The sequence below is a fragment of the Pseudoalteromonas sp. Z1A2 genome (assembly GCF_011378755.1).
Taxonomy (GTDB): Bacteria; Pseudomonadota; Gammaproteobacteria; order Enterobacterales; family Alteromonadaceae; genus Pseudoalteromonas; species Pseudoalteromonas distincta.
The window spans coordinates 1-19806 of sequence record NZ_WTKX01000004.1; the positions used below are offsets into that span (position 1 = coordinate 1).

General features: G+C 39.0%; 14 protein-coding genes and 9 tRNA genes. 11 read left to right on the forward strand and 12 right to left on the reverse strand.

Annotated elements, in window-relative coordinates; all coding sequences use genetic code 11:
• Positions 1 to 211: 211 nt before the first annotated feature.
• Together GQR47_RS04310 and GQR47_RS04315 are read right to left on the reverse strand one after the other, a co-directional pair.
• A tRNA-Glu gene (locus tag GQR47_RS04310) sits at positions 212 to 287 on the reverse strand.
• A gap of 37 nt (positions 288 to 324) precedes the next feature.
• Positions 325 to 400 (reverse strand) — tRNA-Ala (locus GQR47_RS04315).
• Between the two features lie 1127 nt (positions 401 to 1527).
• On the opposite strand from GQR47_RS04315, the gene GQR47_RS04320 reads away from it, so the two are divergent.
• The 8 genes from GQR47_RS04320 to GQR47_RS04355 all read left to right on the forward strand — a co-directional run bounded on the left by GQR47_RS04320 (position 1528) and on the right by GQR47_RS04355 (position 4817).
• Positions 1528 to 1603: transfer RNA gene (locus tag GQR47_RS04320), tRNA-Val, on the forward strand.
• Between the two features lie 152 nt (positions 1604 to 1755).
• Positions 1756 to 1831 (forward strand) — tRNA-Val (locus tag GQR47_RS04325).
• 161 nt (positions 1832 to 1992) lie between these two features.
• Positions 1993 to 2068, forward strand: a tRNA-Val gene (locus GQR47_RS04330).
• A gap of 151 nt (positions 2069 to 2219) precedes the next feature.
• A tRNA-Val gene (locus tag GQR47_RS04335) sits at positions 2220 to 2295 on the forward strand.
• A gap of 48 nt (positions 2296 to 2343) precedes the next feature.
• Positions 2344 to 2419: transfer RNA gene (locus GQR47_RS04340), tRNA-Val, on the forward strand.
• 32 nt (positions 2420 to 2451) lie between these two features.
• A tRNA-Val gene (locus GQR47_RS04345) sits at positions 2452 to 2527 on the forward strand.
• A gap of 61 nt (positions 2528 to 2588) precedes the next feature.
• Positions 2589 to 2664: transfer RNA gene (locus GQR47_RS04350), tRNA-Val, on the forward strand.
• 506 nt (positions 2665 to 3170) lie between these two features.
• Positions 3171 to 4817, forward strand: coding sequence for a response regulator (locus GQR47_RS04355; RefSeq protein WP_029753297.1), 1647 nt, complete (start codon positions 3171 to 3173; stop codon positions 4815 to 4817).
• Positions 4818 to 4821: 4 nt separating this feature from the next.
• Here the strand turns inward: GQR47_RS04355 and msrB are convergent, their stop codons facing one another.
• The 10 genes from msrB to GQR47_RS04405 form a co-directional block, all read right to left on the reverse strand.
• A complete protein-coding gene (msrB, locus tag GQR47_RS04360) occupies positions 4822 to 5262 on the reverse strand; it encodes a peptide-methionine (R)-S-oxide reductase MsrB (RefSeq protein WP_002958586.1) in 441 nt (146 codons plus the stop codon).
• A 147-nt stretch (positions 5263 to 5409) separates the two neighbouring features.
• Positions 5410 to 5850: a hypothetical protein gene (locus tag GQR47_RS04365; protein ID WP_024596815.1), complete on the reverse strand. Its 441-nt coding sequence runs from the start codon at positions 5848 to 5850 to the stop codon at positions 5410 to 5412.
• Between the two features lie 2 nt (positions 5851 to 5852).
• Positions 5853 to 6371: a DUF2919 domain-containing protein gene (locus GQR47_RS04370; protein ID WP_138489372.1), complete on the reverse strand. Its 519-nt coding sequence runs from the start codon at positions 6369 to 6371 to the stop codon at positions 5853 to 5855.
• 9 nt (positions 6372 to 6380) lie between these two features.
• A complete protein-coding gene (gene ligA / locus GQR47_RS04375; protein ID WP_024603437.1) occupies positions 6381 to 8399 on the reverse strand; it encodes an NAD-dependent DNA ligase LigA in 2019 nt (672 codons plus the stop codon).
• Between the two features lie 80 nt (positions 8400 to 8479).
• Positions 8480 to 9247, reverse strand: a complete 768-nt coding sequence (gene zipA, locus GQR47_RS04380) for a cell division protein ZipA (RefSeq protein WP_024596342.1) — start codon at positions 9245 to 9247, stop codon at positions 8480 to 8482.
• A gap of 74 nt (positions 9248 to 9321) precedes the next feature.
• Positions 9322 to 12723 (reverse strand): AAA family ATPase, encoded by a 3402-nt coding sequence (locus tag GQR47_RS04385; protein WP_024596341.1) that lies wholly within the window; start codon positions 12721 to 12723, stop codon positions 9322 to 9324.
• Between the two features lie 67 nt (positions 12724 to 12790).
• Entirely contained in the window at positions 12791 to 13522 is a 732-nt protein-coding gene (locus GQR47_RS04390) for an RNA methyltransferase (protein WP_024596340.1), read from the reverse strand.
• A 76-nt stretch (positions 13523 to 13598) separates the two neighbouring features.
• On the reverse strand, positions 13599 to 15635 hold the full coding sequence (locus tag GQR47_RS04395) for an FUSC family protein (protein ID WP_165723586.1): 2037 nt from the start codon (positions 15633 to 15635) through the stop codon (positions 13599 to 13601).
• Positions 15636 to 15645: 10 nt separating this feature from the next.
• Positions 15646 to 16506 (reverse strand): HlyD family secretion protein, encoded by an 861-nt coding sequence (locus GQR47_RS04400; RefSeq protein WP_138489375.1) that lies wholly within the window; start codon positions 16504 to 16506, stop codon positions 15646 to 15648.
• A 168-nt stretch (positions 16507 to 16674) separates the two neighbouring features.
• A complete protein-coding gene (locus tag GQR47_RS04405; RefSeq protein WP_024597474.1) occupies positions 16675 to 16878 on the reverse strand; it encodes a DUF1656 domain-containing protein in 204 nt (67 codons plus the stop codon).
• Positions 16879 to 17269: 391 nt separating this feature from the next.
• On the opposite strand from GQR47_RS04405, the gene GQR47_RS04410 reads away from it, so the two are divergent.
• The 3 genes from GQR47_RS04410 to GQR47_RS04420 are packed head-to-tail and all read left to right on the forward strand — an operon-like array spanning position 17270 to position 19796.
• Entirely contained in the window at positions 17270 to 18379 is a 1110-nt protein-coding gene (locus GQR47_RS04410; protein WP_024597473.1) for a YjgN family protein, read from the forward strand.
• Between the two features lie 9 nt (positions 18380 to 18388).
• The gene (locus tag GQR47_RS04415) at positions 18389 to 19411 is read left to right on the forward strand and encodes a M48 family metallopeptidase (RefSeq protein ID WP_024597472.1); all 1023 of its coding nucleotides are present in this window, start codon (positions 18389 to 18391) and stop codon (positions 19409 to 19411) included.
• Positions 19398 to 19796 carry a DoxX-like family protein gene (locus tag GQR47_RS04420; protein WP_024597471.1) on the forward strand — a complete coding sequence of 133 codons (399 nt, stop codon included), beginning with the start codon at positions 19398 to 19400 and terminating at the stop codon, positions 19794 to 19796. Before GQR47_RS04415 ends, GQR47_RS04420 begins: the two co-directional genes overlap by 14 nt.
• Positions 19797 to 19806 lie beyond the last annotated feature (10 nt).

The following is a 19806-nucleotide window of genomic DNA, read 5'->3' on the forward strand; positions in this document are numbered from 1 at the left end:
CAAGGGGATTCGAACCCCTGTTACCGCCGTGAAAGGGCGGTGTCCTAGGCCTCTAGACGATGGGGACACATAAATGTGTCACTAGGACAGTTGATAAGTTTAACTCACATCATGAGCTTTAAGGTAATTGCGTTTAATACAAGTAAAGACTCGAGCTTTAATTGTGACGCTATTTTCTCGGTAAAACCGCCTTTAACTAATAAAAGTTAAGTGGCGTCCCCAAGGGGATTCGAACCCCTGTTACCGCCGTGAAAGGGCGGTGTCCTAGGCCTCTAGACGATGGGGACACAGAAAACTGCTACCCTAGGACAAAACACTAATTTTTGGTGGAGCCATGCGGGATCGAACCGCAGACCTCTTCACTGCCAGCGAAGCGCTCTCCCAGCTGAGCTATGGCCCCAACTTAATCAATACCCGCCGTGATAAACACATCGTGTATCGCTTAGTGCGGGGCGCATTCTATGCACCACCCAAAATAAAGTCAACAGTTTTTTACCTAGCTTTATTTAAATGGTTTAATTTTCAACAAACTGGCTATCAAGCGTGCTAAAAAATACAATTTGAATAAGATTCTAGCCCTACTGCTTATAATAACATCACTATATTGCAGCGAATACTTAACAACACCCTACTCCCCTATTTAATGCAACAAAATTGCATCAAAGCAAAGGTATACATTTATATGCAAATTAAACTTATCTATAAACTACCAATTAAGGCCCCGCCAATCGCCTTAATCTTTTAAAAGTTACAATTGCTTATAATAACCAAAACTTAAATGTGGGTTTGAGAGTACCCGCAGCCTTTACTTGCTTAATAACCAGCGTAACTCGTACTAAAAAATTCGATTATTGTTTGAAGAGCATTTTTAAAAGAGCACTGTTGCTTCGTAATTCTATGTATAAAACTTCAAGGCGCGTTGATCTTTGGTGGGTGAAGCGGAAGCTTTGCTCGGCTTTTACTTGGCCCACTAGGTTACAAACCTCGCGCCGCGATTTAATCGTCCCTAGATTGAACAAATTTGAATCCACAAAGGTCAACACGCCCTAGTTATATGTGATCTATTTAGTCTTAACCCGAAGCTAGTAGCGAGGAATACGTATTTACGAGATGGCTAGGTTGGCTTATAAAAATAAAGTAAGTACAAAAATAGAGTTTAGAATGCTGAAATAGCATTTATTTTGGGAAGTTTAGATTAAATTCATTTTTAAAGGACCACTCTATTCACTAAATAACTCGCCCTAATATTAATCGATCTTGCTCATAATCATAAAAACGACTCCAGTAAAAAAACAATGAGTATCGTAAAACTAAATTTAAGGTTAATAAAATACAATTCCCTACTCACTTTTAGGTGCTTAATTGAACTGCAATATCAAATTTGATGATAAAATAGACTTCAACCATATCCTATTGTTTATAAAACCTTCATTCAGCACATTTTTATCATTCAAGTGTTGACACATTTCCAACTCTATCTATAATAGCGCCCCACAACAACGCAGCAATGCAATGTTGTTTAGATGTGGGTGATTAGCTCAGTTGGGAGAGCATCGCCCTTACAAGGCGAGGGTCACTGGTTCAAGTCCAGTATCACCCACCACTTTTTAGTTAAAGTGTTCACATCTAAATTCTATATGGGTCATAAGCTCAGTTAGAAAATAGAGAGCATTACCGCTACTAACAAGTAACGGCAAAGTTCACTGGTTAAAGTCCAGTACTATTTATTTAATAGTAGCGTTTTAAATTATATGTGGGTGATTAGCTCAGTTGGGAGAGCATCGCCCTTACAAGGCGAGGGTCACTGGTTCAAGTCCAGTATCACCCACCACATATAAAACCTATTACTATATTAATAGTCGTGTTTTAAAATTGTAATATGGGTCGTTAGCTCAGTTACAAGAAAAGAGAGCATCACCGCCTTTTATAAAAGATGGCGAGGTTCACTGGTTAAAGTCCAGTACTATCTATATCGGTAGTAGCATGTAATATGGGTCGTTAGCTCAGTTGGGAGAGCATCGCCCTTACAAGGCGAGGGTCACTGGTTCAAGTCCAGTACGACCCACCATTTTTTAAATGGTGCATATTACAAAAAATCTAAATGGGTCGTTAGCTCAGTTAGAAAAAGAGAGCATAACCGCTATTTACAAGTAACGGCGAGGTTCACTGGTTAAAGTCCAGTACTATTTATTTTAATAGTAGCGTTTTAATTTATATGTGGGTGATTAGCTCAGTTGGGAGAGCATCGCCCTTACAAGGCGAGGGTCACTGGTTCAAGTCCAGTATCACCCACCACATATAAACCTATTATTATATCAATAGTCGCGTTTTAAAATTTAATATGGGTCGTTAGCTCAGTTGGGAGAGCATCGCCCTTACAAGGCGAGGGTCACTGGTTCAAGTCCAGTACGACCCACCATTCCTAGAATGGTGCATATTAAAATGTAATTTGGGTGATTAGCTCAGTTGGGAGAGCATCGCCCTTACAAGGCGAGGGTCACTGGTTCAAGTCCAGTATCACCCACCAAATTACATCAAGCGGTTAATTGATAATAAAGAATTAAATAACAGGCATACCTATTATATGTGGGTGATTAGCTCAGTTGGGAGAGCATCGCCCTTACAAGGCGAGGGTCACTGGTTCAAGTCCAGTATCACCCACCACATATAAATACCATCAGATAACTTCTCTAGTAATAACTCTTTCTTTTCATATTAAATACATTTAAGAACTTTATAAAAACTCAATATAAAAATCGTATGTAATTAACTTAGCCGTAAGAAAAAGAGCATCACTACCCTTTACAAATAATGGCGAGGGTCACTGGTATCAAGCCAAGTAATCACCCACCACATATAAATACCATTAAACAATTTCTCTAGTAATAACTTTTTCCCATATTAAATACGTTTAACTCCTCTTTTTACCTTAAATATATTTCATATTTTTATTAAAATCTAAATTTCCATATCAAAGCACTCATCAAATATAGCGTTTCCATTTTACTTATTTGGTTTTTAATTATGTTATTCGGCTCAGTACTTTCGTAGTTAGATAAACGTATTAGGCAAAGTTAAGTACCTAATAAATACAGCTATCATTTAAATTCCCTTGTAAGGAGTTAAACTGTTGATTATAGTCTGTGTTAAATACAATTACGCTTAAGCCAATGCCAACTAAGATCTATTCAAAAGCAAAAATACTTATAGTAGAGGAGCAGCCACTTGCTCAAAGCTATATGAAACAATCGTTAGAAAGGCTTGGCTTTCGGCAGTTGCGCTTTGCTGATCATGCAAACTCTGCAAAAGAGCAGTGTTTAAGTGAAGAATTTGATCTAATAGTTTGCTCATTCAACTTAAACAAACACCAAGATGGCTACCAGCTTTATGAAGAGCTACGTGTAAAGCAGCTCATAAAAAGTTCGACTGGCTTTATTTTTATCTCAGCAGAAACAAGTGGCTCACTCGTTCATAGTGTTCTTGAGCTGCAGCCAGATGACTTTTTAGTTAAGCCTTTTACAGTACAAGAGCTTAAAACACGCATTGAACGAATCTTAAAGCGTAAACACGACTTACAAACAGTGTATTCATTAATTGATGATGGTAACGATTCAAAAGCTATTAAATTTATTGATACCGCTCTGGATAAAAAAAATAATAATTACAGTCCTATCCTACTTCGCTTAAAAGGCGATGCCCTACTTCGCTTAAAGCGTGCTCAAGATGCAAAAGACTTTTTTAAGTCTGTTCTCGATATTCAAAAATTTGCTTGGGCAAAAGTAGGTTTAGTAGAGGCACTTATAGCGAATAACGAACATATTTTGGCGCAGCGAATGCTCAAGACAATGTTAGAGCGCCAAGAAACTCGTTTAGTAGCCCTTGATTTGTTGGGCAGATTAGAAATAAAGCTAAATCAGTTTGAGCTAGCACAAAGCTTTTTAAGTCAAGCAGCAGACATTGCACCGCGAAACATCACACGCCAAAAATCGTTAAGTAATGTGTCGCTAATTAATCACGACTACGAAAAAAGCTATTTAACTCAAAAAGATATAGCCTCCTTTGCAAAGCACTCAATACACGACCACCCCGATGTATATTTGAATGCAGCACGTGCCGGTATCGACTTTGCGTTAACGACTGATCAAACTGATCAAATTCAACGAATTTCTAGACAAACAAATCAGTACATTAATGATTTAAAAAAACAGTTTCCTAATAATGCAAATCAAGCTCAAATTGATGTACTTAATGCACGACTTCATTACTTAAAAGACGAGCATCAAAAAGCGAAAAAACTAATTGAGCAGCTTGATGACGACGATACTCATATCCGATCGGTTGATGGAGCACTTGATAAAGCAAAAGCATTTCATGAACTGGGGTTTCATCAGAAGGCGCAAACCTTATTCACACAAATAATTAGCCACTGTGAAAGACACCCTGCAGTTAGCGACACAACTTACTTGCGTTATATTCAGCAGCAACAAAGTGAGCGACGCGATATTAAAATGGGTCCAAAAGAGCTTAATAACCATGCCGTTAATCAATTTAATAAAGGGCAGTTAAATACTGCGCTGGAAGCTTTTACGCAAGCGTTTAGAGTCATGCCTCGCAATCAGAGTATTGCACTTAATTTATTACAGTGCCTATTTGATTCAACCAAGCAATCTGGCAGCTCATTTAATATGGATCTTGCTAGAAGATGCTACGCCCTTCTTGATAAAACTAAATTACAAGCAGATCAGACGCAGCGTTTAGATAAGATTTTGCATATAGCAAAAGAAATGAATTTAGATATTCAAAGCGCTAGTAAATAAAATATTAGAGCTTTTTCATTGCTGCAGCATTAACGCAATAACGTAAACCTGTTGGTAATGGTCCATCTGGAAAAATATGGCCTAAGTGCGAATCGCACACGTTACAAACCACCTCTATGCGCTCCATACCATGACTTGTATCGTTTACATAACCAATCGCTTCAATTGTCGCAGGTTGCGTAAATGACGGCCAACCAGTACCACTATCAAACTTTTCATCGGCATCAAACAATAGGTTATCACAGCAAATACACACATACTTGCCAGGTTCGAGTAATGTACAACTACCCGAGCTATCTGGGCGCTCTGTTCCTTTCTTACGTGTTACGTAATATTCATCTTCTGATAGTTGCATCCGCCACTGCTCGTCAGTTTTGACTACTTTTTTACTTGGGGTAGGATTGCCGTTAGTGGCAAAGTTAATAACATCATTCCACTTCAACATAATAGCCTCATTGAATAGTTGATTAACCGTACTTAATAAATTTATAAGAAGTACGGTCAATTATTACGTTATTTAATACACTAAAGATCAGCTAAAGAGTGTTGACCGTTTAAAACTAAAACTCGTTCAATTTTAAAGGTAATCTCCTCAGCTAAAGGTAATATTTTGTTTTTCTGAGTCGGTAAGTATTCGTTTAATAAAACTATCTAGCTCTGCTTTTTTTACAGGTAAACTAACACTCATTTGGCGCTCGTTATTACTATAAATTATTAGCTCATCATCCTTTGTCGTTATGCGTTCAATACTCTCAATAACTAACCAATCTGGACCATGCTTTTTATCAAAAAATCCCATCAAACTAAAAAGTAGTAAATGTTGGGCATCTCGCTGAATAAAATCCTCTAGCCTGTTTCTTGATTTAAATAAGGGCGTTAGCCTATAAACGCTTGAGCAAAAAACAAATACCCACAACCCAAATAGCGCTTTAAACCACATAAACTCTAAAAGCTCAGTGCTAATCATTAAAATAATAAGCACTAACCCTATTAACGATATAGCTATCGCTATTTTTTTATTTACAGCGTCCACAACTAATCCCTTTTAAGTCGCTTTTTTTCTTCTGATGCTTTTTCTGTCGGCTCAGGCCAATCATTAAAAAAAACGGTTAAATAACGGCTTTTCACCAAATACCACAATACCCATAAAACAATCATCATTTGTACTGCTAAAAATGATGAAAATCGATAATGGCTATGCGCGGCTTGAATACTTAACCATGTTAAATCAACAACAGCACATACAATAAGGGGCCAGCGCATATGCCGCCATATTTTTGCTAACTTATCGCTTGCACTGTGTGAATCTCGTGGTCTGCGTAAACAAAATAAAATAGTCGGTATTATTGCGATACTTCCAATTGCTATTGCAATAAAAAAATCATTTTTATTTTTAAAAAATAACGACATTAAATCAAGTTCAGGCCTGCGACTTAAAGCCGCAATCACCCAAATAAAATAGCCACGTAATAGCACAAGCAAACTTAAATTAAATGCAATAGGAGTTCGGTAACTTCCGTACTTATCCCAATATTCTGGACCGTATCGGCTCATTGTTGCGTCCTAACCATTATGCTTTTTAAGCAGCCCAATTAATTCATCTTCCGTGAGTATGTCGATACCTAAATCTTGGGCTTTAGTCAGTTTTGAACCCGCTTTTTCACCCGCGACTAACGCATCAGTTTTCGCTGATACGCTACCAGATACTTTAGCACCTAGTTGCTGTAAGCGTGCTTTTGCGTCATTACGATTAAGCGTATTTAGCGTACCAGTAAGTACATAAGTAAGCCCAGCAAGCGGTTGTTCTTCTTCAGAAGGTGCACTCAACGCTGGCCAGTTTACACCTTGCTCTATAAGCGCATTAACAACTGCTAAATTATGCTCTTCATCAAAAAAGCCACGAACATGCGTTGCAACTATTTCGCCTACATCACTTACCTGCGTTAAACTATCAATGCTGGCATTTATTATATTTTCAAGGGTAAGGAAGTGATTAGCTAAATTTTGTGCTGTTGCCTCACCTGCTTCGCGAATACCTAATGAATATAAAAACTTAGCAAGCGTAGTCCCTTTCGCCTCTTCAAGGGCTGTTACTAAATTTTTGGCTGACTTAGGTCCCATGCGTTCAAGTGATTCAAAATGTCCTTGTTTTAAAATAAACAAATCAGCGGGCGTTTTTATAAGCTCTCTGTCTACCAACTGATCAACAATTTTATCGCCAAGGCCGTCTATATCCAGCGCTTTGCGTGACGCAAAGTGTTTAATTGCTTGTTTGCGTTGTGCAGGACATACAAGCCCACCCGTACAACGAGCGACAGCTTCGCCTTCAACCTTTTCAACATGAGAGTCACAAATAGGACAAGTTACTGGAAATTCGATATCTGTGGCATCATCAGGGCGGCGCTCAAGTACAACTTGCGTTATTTGTGGGATTACATCTCCAGCACGGCGAATAATAACTGTATCACCTACTTTTACGCCTAAACGTGCAACTTCATCACTGTTATGAAGCGTTGCATTTGATACGGTAACGCCACCCACAAAAACAGGCTTCAAACGTGCAACCGGTGTAATGGCGCCAGTACGACCGACTTGAAAATCAACATCAAGTAGTTGGGTTATTTCCTCTTGCGCCGGAAATTTATACGCAATAGCCCAGCGGGGAGCTCGTGCCACAAAGCCTAAACGCTCTTGTAAGGCCTTTTGGTTTATTTTTATTACTACGCCATCAATTTCATATTTAAGCTCGCCACGGCGCGTTAAAATATCGCTGTAGTACTCAAGCGCGGCTTTAGGACCTTCAACTAATTTTGTTTCTGGGCACAGTGGCAACCCCCAGTCAGTTAACTTTTCTAATTGCTGATAGTGATCATCAGGAATACTGCCATCAGCTACAAGCCCGGTACTATAGGCATAAAACATGAGTGGGCGTTTAGCTGTAATTTTAGAGTCGAGTTGACGCAAACTCCCCGCGGCTGCATTACGCGGGTTAACAAATACTTTTTCACCGCGTTTTTGCGCTTCAGTATTTAATTTATCAAAGCCAGCGCTGTCCATAAATACTTCGCCGCGCACTTCAAGCTCTTTTGGGTAATCACCACGTAACTTAAGCGGTACATTACGAATGGTTTTAACATTTTGAGTAATGTTTTCACCGGTAAAACCATCACCTCGCGTAGCCGCTTGTACAAGCACACCATCACGATAAATAATTGATACGGCTAATCCATCAAGTTTTGGCTCACAACAAAAAGTAAGCTCATCAGTACTCATTAAGCGCTCTTTTATACGACGATTAAACGCAGTGAATTCTTCTTCACTAAACGCGTTATCAAGCGATAACATGGGCACTTGGTGCGCTACTTGCTCAAATTTACTCAATGCGGCACCGCCTACTTTTTGTGTCGGAGAGTCGGCGGTTAAAAATTCAGGGTGCTGCATCTCTAGTGCGCTTAGTTCGCGTAATAACCTATCGTATTCAGAATCAGGAATACTGGGGGTGTCGAGCACATAATAGTTATAGTTGTGTTGCTCTAATGTAGTACGAAGATGATTAATTTGCTCACTAATGCTGCTAGACATTTAAACCTCAATAAACATAAAAAAAGCCACTTTGACGATTCACCGTCCAGTGGCTTATAAAAATATAATGTATGCGTTATTTACGCTGAAAAAGAACGAACCTGTTCAACATATTGCCTGATGCGCTCTACTGTCATTTCATTTCGCTCAGCATCTAAAATTTGTGCACCAAATTCATCCGCTAACTTTTTAGCTGCGCTGTGCAACATATTAAATGCCGCTAGACCATCGCCGTCGCACGGTAACGTCATAAATAAGCTTACCCCAGCGGTACTAAACTGTTCCATATTATCAATATCAAACGTACCTGGGTTATACATATTTACTAATCTAAATAAAACAGGGCCTTGGCCAGCCGGATCTAAGTGGCGATTAAAAAAACCTTCCTCAGAATATTTAAAACCTAAAGTATTAACTGCTGGTAATAATTTACTGCCCTGCATACTAAGCTCTTCTGGCATTTGAATATGCACAATAACAAAGTCAGACATTTGAGCAGGCGCTTCTTCAGCACTTTGATCTTTTGTTTCAAGATCATCAACTATTTCTAAGTCATCTTCAATCGGTGTTTCTGGCACGCTTGTATCAATTTGCGGCTCATTTGCATCAAAGTTAAGCTCGCCAAATTGTGGCTCATCACGTTCGTCTTGCATTGGCTCTTTTGGCTCAGCCTCAGTACGAAACGGTTTAGATGAAGCTGGTGCGCTTTGTTGTAATGGCTCAACCCGTTCATTATCCGATACTTCTGGGCGGTCTTTTTTTCTAACTGACCACAATCCATGTATTAATAAACCACCAATGACAATTACACTGATAACGATTAAAACCCATCTTAATTGTTCGGCCATCCCCTCACCTTTTATTATTTGATATGCCTAAAACCTGTATATTAATGAAAAACTAATACACTTGTCATAAAAATTTATGCGTGTGCAAGTTGCACAGCTTGCTCTATATCTACAGCAACCATACGCGATACGCCAGGTTCTGCCATAGTAACACCTGTTAATCTACCTGCCATTTCCATCGCAATTTTATTATGACTAATATAAATAAACTGCACTGATTGTGACATTTCTTCAACCAAACGGCAAAAACGCACGACGTTGGCATCATCTAATGGTGCATCTACTTCGTCCAGCATACAGAAAGGAGCTGGATTGAGCCTGAATATAGAAAACACTAATGATAATGCGGTCAGCGCTTTTTCTCCACCACTTAACAAATGAATTGTTGAATTTTTCTTACCCGGTGGTCGTGCCATTATACTAACACCACTTTCGAGTAAATCGTCACTGGTTAATTCTAAATACGCGCTCCCACCACCAAAAACTTTAGGAAATAGCTCAGCAAAGTCTTCGTTAACTTGATCGAACGTCGCTTTAAAGCGTGTTTTGGTCTCACTATCAATTTTACGAATTGCACCTTCAAGGGTGCTTAACGCTTTTGTTAAATCATCTAATTGATTTTCAAGATAATCACTACGTGCTTTGGCTAAATCAAACTCTTCTATTGCCGCCAAGTTTACTGCACCTAATTTATCTAGCTGATTAGTAAATCCTGTTAACTGATTTTGTGCTGCACTTAAATTTAATGAATCTGGTAATTCATCAAGTATTGCTTTTAAGCTTTGTTTCAACTCTTCTAATGGCTCAAGCGCAACTTGCGCTTTTATTACTAAGCTTTGCTCTTCAATTGTTAGCTTTTGGTGCTGCTCTTGCAAGCCCACCAGCTCACCTTGTGAATTTTTAAGGCTTATTTGCTTAGTGTTTAAGCTCTCTTTCGCCTGAGCTAATTCTTTTTGTAGCAATACTAATGCCTGCTCACCTTTTTGATGCTGTGCTAAGAGCTGCGTAATTTTATCGCTAAGTTCTTGCTCTGGTATCAGCAGCTCTTCTATTTCATTTAGTAGTTCTTGCGCACCTTCTGATGCACTAACGTGCTCTTGCTCCGCATGGCTCAATTTGGTTTGGCTTAACTGCCATTCACTGCGTGCCTTTTGCTCTGAGAGCGTTGCCTTATGTGCTTGTGTTTTATATTGCTCAAGCATGCGTAATGCTTCGCTATAACTTTTATCACTTTGTGAGCGCAAGCTATTTGCAGCGTCTATTTCATCCGCTAAGTTAAGTTGCTGCTCATTCATCACTTCAAATTGCGCTACTTGCTCATCAAGCACGGTATTTAATTGTAAAAGCTGATTTGTTAATTGCTGTTTTTGTTGTTGTAGCTTTTCTAGTTGTAACTTAAAGTGCGCTACTTGCTGTTTGAGCATATCGCTGCGCGTACTGGCTACCGCTATATTTTGCGCAAGCTCATGTATGGCTTCTTTTAGCTCGCTTTGTTCGTTAATTAATTTTATTTGCTCAGCTGTATGTTCATCACGAGTGTGTGTTACTTGTTGTAGCTCATCCTCGGCATTGGTTAACTGCTGAGCTTTGTCCTGCAATTGCTTATGCTTTAAAAGCAATGAGTTTTCAACATTGCGATCGGCGCTTACATGCCAGTTACGACCATATAAAGCACCGTTTTCATCCATAACGGCTGTATAAAAACTATCTTTTAGTATTGCTAAATCACCGCTTTCGCTATAAGCAATACGTGCTAAATGCTCTGGATAAACACCGCTTGTTATACATGCAGCTAAGCTATTTGCTGGCATGCGTTTATCACTATTTGGCCACACACTGTTATCAGCTTGCTTCTCACTTACATTTAAATGCTCTAAAGATTTAAGTGCTTGCTCTATTAAAAGCTCAAAGCCTGCTTTAACACTTAGCTGATTAAACAAACTATTAGTACGCTCACTTATCTCATCAAGCCCTAATGTACTTTTAAGCCCTGTAATACTGGCTTTTAGCTCGTTTATTGTTTGAGTAAGCGTCAAATATTGCTTTTGTGAGTTATTAACACGCTCATTTTGCACTTCAAGCTTAGCGCTACAGTGCGTGTGCGCTGTTTGTTTAGCGGCAAGTTCTTGAGTTAATGTTTGTGTTTGCTGTGTTTGCTGTATTAACTGCTGCTCTACATCACTACTTTGTAGTTCGCTAAGCTGGACAGTTAACTGATCAATTTGCTCGTTAACATGATCAATTTGCTGCTGAGTTTGTTTAATGTGGCTACTATGTTGTTGCACATTATTATTAAGCTGTTGCTGTTGCTCACACAAAGCTTGCCAATGAGTATGGTGGCGCTGCTTAAGTGCTAATAATTCCTCAAGTTCATGCGTTAACCCACTAACTTGCTCTTCACATATTAAGGCATTCTCACTTGCCTCTTGCAGAGCTTCATTAAGTTGCTCGCACACAATTTGCTGCTGCGATTTTACCTCAGCACTTTGAATTTGGCGTTGCTGTAATTTAATTAAATTTTGTTTAAGCGTTTGAGTTTGTTGCTTTACATTTATTTGCTGTTGCTCCGCGCGGGTAAGCTCGGTGTGTATAACATGTTGCTGATGCTGTGCATCGCTTAGTTTATCTTGCTGGGCTTGTACTTGCCCCTCTAGGCTTGCAAGTACATCGTCATGCCCTGAGTTAGCAGTTTTAAAAAAAGAAATTTGATCGTTCAGTTTTTTTATTTGGGCGCTTTTTTCAAGTTGGTGCTGATGTAACTTTTGCCATTTTAAAACGGCAATTTGGCCTTTTAGCGTACGTTCTTGTGCTTTTAATTCGCGGTATTTTTTTGCATCAACCGACTGCACAGCCAATTTATCTAACTGACTTTGCAGCTCTTTACGCACATCTAACAAACGTTCAAGATTTTCGCGAGTGCTTTTAATACGTGTTTGTGTTTCGCGGCGACGCTCTTTGTATTTAGAAACGCCAGCGGCTTCTTCTAAAAATACGCGCAGCTCTTGTGGTTTACTCTCTATTAAGCGCGAGATCATCCCTTGCTCAATAATTGCGTAACTACGCGGACCAAGGCCGGTGCCTAAAAATATATCGGTAATATCGCGCTTACGGCATTTACTGCCATTTAAAAAATACAGTGACTGCCCGTCGCGCGTTACTAAACGCTTAATAGCAATTTGGTTTCGATCGGCAAATGTATTTGAGGGACCACCTTTATCGTTATCAAAAACAAGCTCTACAGAGGCTTGTGATATGGCTTTACGATTAGTTGAGCCATTAAAAATAACGTCGGTCATGGCATCGCCACGCAGGTTTTTAGCAGAGCTTTCACCTAGCACCCATCGCACAGCATCAATAACGTTAGATTTGCCACAGCCATTGGGGCCAACAACACACGTCATTTGATCAGGAAATGGAATTTTAGTGGGCTCTACAAACGATTTAAAGCCCGCTAATTTAATAGTGCTTAAGCGCATCTTATTGTTATTACCGATTATTATTGTTATTGATTACGAACAATTTAACTCATTAACAGTTAAATTGTTAAGCTTGTCGTTTAAAATTATCTAAAATAATACCGGTCGCCATTGCAACATTAAGCGATTCTGCACCACCAAAAGCGGGGATGGTGATTTTATTAGTTACCAACTTTGCACATGTCTCGCGTATTCCATGCGACTCACTGCCCATTAGTAAAACGACTGAGCCCGTAAATTGGGTTTTATGCACGCTTTGCCCATCTAAAAAAGCACCGTAAACAGGTAAATTTAAAGACTGTAGGTAATCAGGTAAATCTACTTGGCTTACCGATACCCTTACAAATGAGCCCATCGTGGCGCTAATTGTTTTTGGATTGTAAGCGTCTGCGCTGTCGGTGCTAGTTACTATATGTTTAATACCGTACCAGTCTGCCACTCTTATTATTGTGCCTAAATTACCAGGGTCTGATACGCCATCAAGTGCGAGTATTAAGCCACTTGCTTGTGGTAAAGCTGCCTTTGGCATATCAACAATAGCAATGGCTGCATTATTGCTAACTAGGGTGCTGGCTTTGGTGAGGGTCTCTTCATCAGCTTCAACAAAGTTAGCTTGCGGATACTTACCTTGGTACGCATTTATAAATTCGTTTGTAGCAAAAATATTAACCACATTTAATGGGCTGTTTAATAACTCAAGTACGTTTTTCTCACCCTGTACAAGGTATTGATTATATTGCTTTCGGTACTTTTTTTGGCCAAGTTGGCGAATAAGTTTGAGTTGGTTTTTTGAAATCATAACAGCCCCATAAAATTATCCAGCAAGTATAACAGATTTCACTATAACATCTGAACTCGAAAAGCAGCGAATGGGGCTAATTTATCTTACTCGCACTTCTTTCAAAGGTCAGATTAATGCGAATAAACATGCCTTTTATTGCTTCTAATTGATTTGAATCATCCACCGTCTGAGCCAATTCCCCATAAAGATTATCTGACGCTTGCTTAAACTTATTATTAAATTTGCCCTTGGTTGCCAACATAAATGCATCGGCTAACGTACGCTGCCACTCATTTAAATACTTTAGCTTTGTATTACCAGCCAAATTTTCACAAATTGAGTTTAATCGAACCGACGCATGCCCTAAGTTTAGAGCGGTTAGTGCAAGATCAGTAATTACGCGTGAGTGTGAACCTTGATCGTAATTAGTTAGGCGAATTAACCTATCGGCCATGCGGCGGTTATACCAAATACTTGGGGTTGGATGGTTATTTATTTCGAGTAAATCTTTATAAGTGGCCTTAAAAACACGATGAACAAGTAATTGTACACTTGGTCCTGTAAATAACTGAAAAATCCAAAATAAAATACTCACCCCCGCAAAGATTGCCATTGCAGAGCTAAGTGTGTAATCGATTGAAAACGCAAGGCTCATATCGGTACTGGGTCTTACCAAAATCGTAAATGGGATACAAAACCCCAAGCCATATGGCAATGTTTGTTGATCAGCTAGCAGCAGTAAACCCAAAAAATAAGGCCCTGCTAATACAAGTAGCAATATTTCTAATTGCCCACCACTTTGTGATAATAAATTGAGTGCGTAAAAAATAGTTACAATAGCAGCAACCACCACGCCTACCAATAAACGCTTTATTACCACCTGTAAAATAGCTAACGGTATTCTTGCCAACATTATCGAAAATATGACCGGTAAAATCATAATTAATAATGCAGCAGAAGAGCCTGTATTAATCCAAATAAATGCGCCGATAGAAAATACCAAAGCAGTTCTAAATCCAACAATAATGCCAGCTAATGGGTCGCGATATGTAAGCATACTGGGTGCATTTAATAATGTTTTATCACGCTCTTCTAACGCTCTGTATGCGCGTAGTAAAATTGTTAAGTCGGCTGCTACTTCTAAGCTCACATTGAGCATGTGAGATTCAAATGGCGAATCACACACCGTATTTGCTCTATAGTCGGTTAGCTCTTTACGCAGCGTTTTAACTTGTTCGGCGCAGTAATCAAAATCGTCAGACTCTTTAATTTGCGCAAATACGTGCTTAAGTTTACTTATTAATTTATCTAAAGTTGGTGTAATAAGGTCTTCGTGGTTTCGCTGTAGGCGGCCAATTATTTGAATTAAGGCCAATAAAGAAAGTACTTTTTGCGACAACTGGTTTGCAGCACGCGAGCGCCCTGGACCTTTTGGTCCTTCGTACCTTACTGCGCTGGAATCTTCGTTTATTGATCCCAATGTTGCCATAATGCCATCTATTTGCTGGTGACGGTTTTCGTGCGAGCCCTTAGAATCAAGCTCAATAACTAAATAATGTAACGTTTGATTTATAACCGACCGCGCTTGTACTTGTAGTAAATGTTTAACCTTTACAGGCCAAAATAGATGGCTCACAAGCCCAGCACATACAGAACCTATTATTATTTCGCTTACTCGCGCTTGTGCAATATCAAATATACTTTGGCTGCTCACCATTGCCGGAGTAACCATGACTAAAAGCACAATAATGGCGGCTGTTACACCGGCCATAGCAAACGCATACACAAAGTTTGCTTGGCGTACCATTGCCGATAACGAAGAGTTCACCCCCAACCATAATGCCAGTGCACCGAGCGCTAAATAAGGGTAGAGAATTAACTGAGTTAAAAGCAATATGCCAAATAAACCGCCCACTATGGTGCCTATTATTTGGCATATTGCTTTTTCAATAACCAATCCGCTTTGCGGGCGTAATTGCAAAAAAATAGCCGAGACTAACGCCCAATAAGGCCTTTCAAGATTAAGCGACATAGCAATAGTGAGCGCCATCACCATGGCTATAACGCCCTTAGTCGCAAAAATAATTGCCTGTTTTTTAGGAAAAAACAAATTTTGTAATACAACGCCCACTGTATTCCCCTTAACGTGTAGCGAGATGTATAGTGGCGGTCATTCCTGCGCTAAGCTGTGTATTTTCGGGCAACGAATCTAACTTAATATCAACAGGTATACGCTGTGATAAACGCACCCAATTAAATGTTTGTTGCACTTGCGGTAAAAGCTGACCGTTACTTTGTGTATTCGTATTTGCAATGGCTTTACCTACACTCACTACATGCCCTGTTAATTGCTTACCACCACTTAAAAGGGCTATTTTAGCTTTTTGATCAGGATAAATAAGCGGTATTTTACTCTCTTCAAAGTAACCCGTTACATAAAATGAATCTGACTGAACAATAGCAAAAACAGGTGTGCCTTGAGCAACATAGTTACCTTGGCGTAAATTCAAATTAATTATTTGCCCTGATGCAGGCGCAACAATTTTAGTTCTGTCAACATTTAACTGCGCAATTGTTTGCTCTGTCTTGGCTAGGTTATAATTTGCCTCAGCAATTTTAGTATTAATACGTGTTGATTCTAGCGTTTCTTCACTAATTGCCTGTTGAGTGTTTAGCTCAACACGTCTTTCGTATTTATGTTTAGCAAGTTCCCATGTATACAATGCGTTTTCTGTGTTTGCTTTACTTTTATCAAGCGCTGCTTGATAACGCTTTTTATCAACATTAAAAAGTACTTCGCCTTTTTGTACGTTTTGACCATCTTTAATATTTAAAGCAGTTACCCAACCCGACACGTCTGGAGCAACCGTGACAATATCGGCTCGAATACGCCCATCACGCGTCCAAGGAGTATGCATGTAGTCAGTCCATACCCAACGCCCAGCAAAAACCGCAGCTATAACAACCAAGATAGTAAAAGTAATACGCAGATATTTAATCATTCAATTTATCTTCCACTTAGTAATACCAACCCGCAATAATACTTGAGTAATTTGAGGGCTTAAACCTGACGCTAACTGTGTTAAAAATTTCTGATATAGAACAACTAAATAACGAAATTTTTGCCTTGTTATCGACACGGTTTTCTTACCTCAAAATAGCTCAATTAATTAAGCAAATTGGTATAAATAGACGGCGAGTGCCAAGTAACAAACAAATAGTGACACCTCAAACCAAGCCACTTTCCAAATACGGTCATGCCAATCTAGTCGATGCAAAGCAAAACGAGTCAACGCCGTTAAAATAAATGCTATTGGGAAGTAAACAATCAGCGGGCTAAACTCTAATCCCCCTAACACGACTGCTTGGAACATAATAAATATCCTAATGTTATTTAAAGCGATGATAAAAGCTGTAAAACCTAAATAAATTTACATCCGCACTACTCTTACAATCTATTATTTTGGCATATAAATCAATTAGCTTAATTGTACGTAGGTGTGCTTAATACATAATTAATGCCATTACATTTAAGCAGCACTAAGTATGTATAGTAGCTAAATCGCATATTAATAAGCTAAAGACCCCAGTTACCAGCCAAATAAATAAACCAGCGAGGTTTATTTATAAAAAAGTATTAGAGTATTTAACTCAATATTTAAAACGCCTATTTATAGCTGTTTGCAGAAGGGTTGGATAATTATAAACATTGAATTTTGCACTAAAAATGGGTAAATTAACAAAAAACAACATGGATATAATTTAATGGAATCAATACACCCTACCCCATCTGAAACAACCCCACCAATAAATGAACCTGCTGAACCAATTTTTAGCGGAAAAGTGCAATTTAGTGGTAAAGGTGGTGAGTTTTTTGGAATTTGGATTGTAAATATATTACTTAGCGTTATTACGCTTGGCATATATTCGGCGTGGGCTAAAGTACGTACGCATCGCTATTTTTACGGCCACACCCGTATAGATGGCCATAGTTTTGACTACCTGGCAACACCAATACAAATTTTAAAAGGTCGGATTTTAGCGGTTGTTGTATTTTTTATTTACACATTCTCAATTAGCTTTATGCCTATTTTAGGCCTATTTATTGCTCTTGGTTTTATCTTTTTAATGCCATGGATTATTAACCAAGGTTTACGTTTTAATCTGCGCATGACCCGCCATCGTAATGTTCGCTTTGCTTTTAAAGGCAGCTATGGCGAAGCCTTTGTTAACTTTATACTTTTACCTATTGCCAGCATATTTACGCTTTATTTATTAATGCCTTACGTTATAAAACGTATTGATAGCTATATCCATAGCAATATTAGTTATGGCGATAAACCACTTACTGTAAATCTTAAAGGCGAAACCTATTACCTAACAGCGCTTATTTGCTTTGTAGTGAGCTCTATCACCATGGTGGTATTTATGGGGATTTTAGGATTATTTGGCCTCAACTTAGTAGATATTGAAAACCAACAAAATTTAGAAAACTCTGCAGCGATGGTTATGCTTCCTATCTTTATGATGATTGCCTATGTGCTAATGATTGCCATTGTTTCTGCTGTATGGCACGCCGCTATTAGAAATCACATTTTTGATAACAGCCATTTTGAAGGCGTTGCTACATTTAAATCAGAGCTAAAACCCATTCCTTTCGCAGTTTTACTACTCACTAATATGTTGGCTATTGTATTTTCTTTAGGCCTTGCATACCCATGGACAAAAGTACGTACATCAAAAATGCTCGCTGATGTAACTAACGTTACTATTTACCCTGGCGCATTAAACCTAATCGATACCGCGCAAGAACAGCAATCATCATTTGCTGAAGAAGCTGCAAACGTATTTGATATTGACCTTTCTATAACTTAAGAGCTCACCATGCATGTAAAGGGACATTTTTTCCCCATCGTATCGAGTAACTATCAAGTGTGTGTTGCCACTATTAGCGACACACACATTGAGGTTATCAACGATGAACACGTTATAGCTCGCCACGCAATCTCAAGTCTAAAATTAAGTTCGGGGATGGCAGGACTTGCCGACGAACTAAACTTTGAAGATGGCAGTCGTTTTATTCCTCAAGATGTAAGTTACAGATGGCCATTTAAAGAAAATAACGACCACGTAATGGAACGCCTTGAAAAAAGTAAATGGGCAATTTTAGCCGCAGTAATATTTACACCGCTTTTTATGTGGTTAGTACTTTATAAAGCAGTACCCGCCATTGCTGTTTACAGTGTTGATACCCTGCCACGTAATGTTGTAGAACAAATGGGGGAGCAAAGTTTTACACTAATTAAAAAGATTGCGCTTGACCCAAGTGAGCTGCCCGCAGAGCAGCAAACTAAAGTACAAGCGCATTTTACAAGTATGCTTAATGCTTTATCGCTTGATCAATCGGTGTATAGATTATCGTTTTATAAATCCGACAGCTTTGGTGCTAATGCGTTTGCACTACCCCATGGCCGTATCGTGGTCACAGATGATTTAGCAAATTTACTTGCCGATAAACCCAATGCACTAAAAGCGGTATTGCTACACGAAATGGGCCATGTAGTCCACCAGCATAGCGTACGTATTACAGCACAATCTGCCGCAAGTACAATTGTGTTAGCGGTTGTATTTGGTGATTTAGAAGGAGTTGCAGAGGTTGCGTTAGGTACTGGTGCATCGTTTGCTCAGCAAGGGTTTTCACGAGATATGGAACGCGAGGCAGATAGCTTTGCACTCACTCAATTAGAGTCACTTGGGTATTCGAGTAATGATTTTGCTGATGCAATAGAAGCGCTGCAAGAAAGCCATACCAGCGAAAACGGACACCTAGAAAAAGTAAATGACTTATTAGAGTACTTATCTAGCCACCCAAGTGCACAAGAGCGTATTGACAATGCTAGAAAATAATCGCGGTTATATTCAACTTGCTCGCATCATAGTGAGTTTAAGTTGGATATACCACGGCTTTTTTCCAAAGCTTTATCATATTGCACCGCTTGAAAAATTAATGACTGGTAGTGCGGGTTTTTCAGCCGAAGTGTCTGACTTAATTACACGTTCAGCGGGAGTCGGCGAAATTATATTTGGCTTGTGTTTATTTGTGTTTTATAAACATAAGCATTTGGTAGCTTTAAATATATTGGCGCTTATGGGGCTTTTACTTGCTGTAGTTGTAATGCAGCCACAATTGCTTATTGAAGCATTTAACCCTGTAACTACTAACCTGCCGCTTATTGGGCTAAGCGTTATTTGGTTAAAAGAAATTGAGCAGTTGAATAATCGATACCTCTAAATAAAAAAGG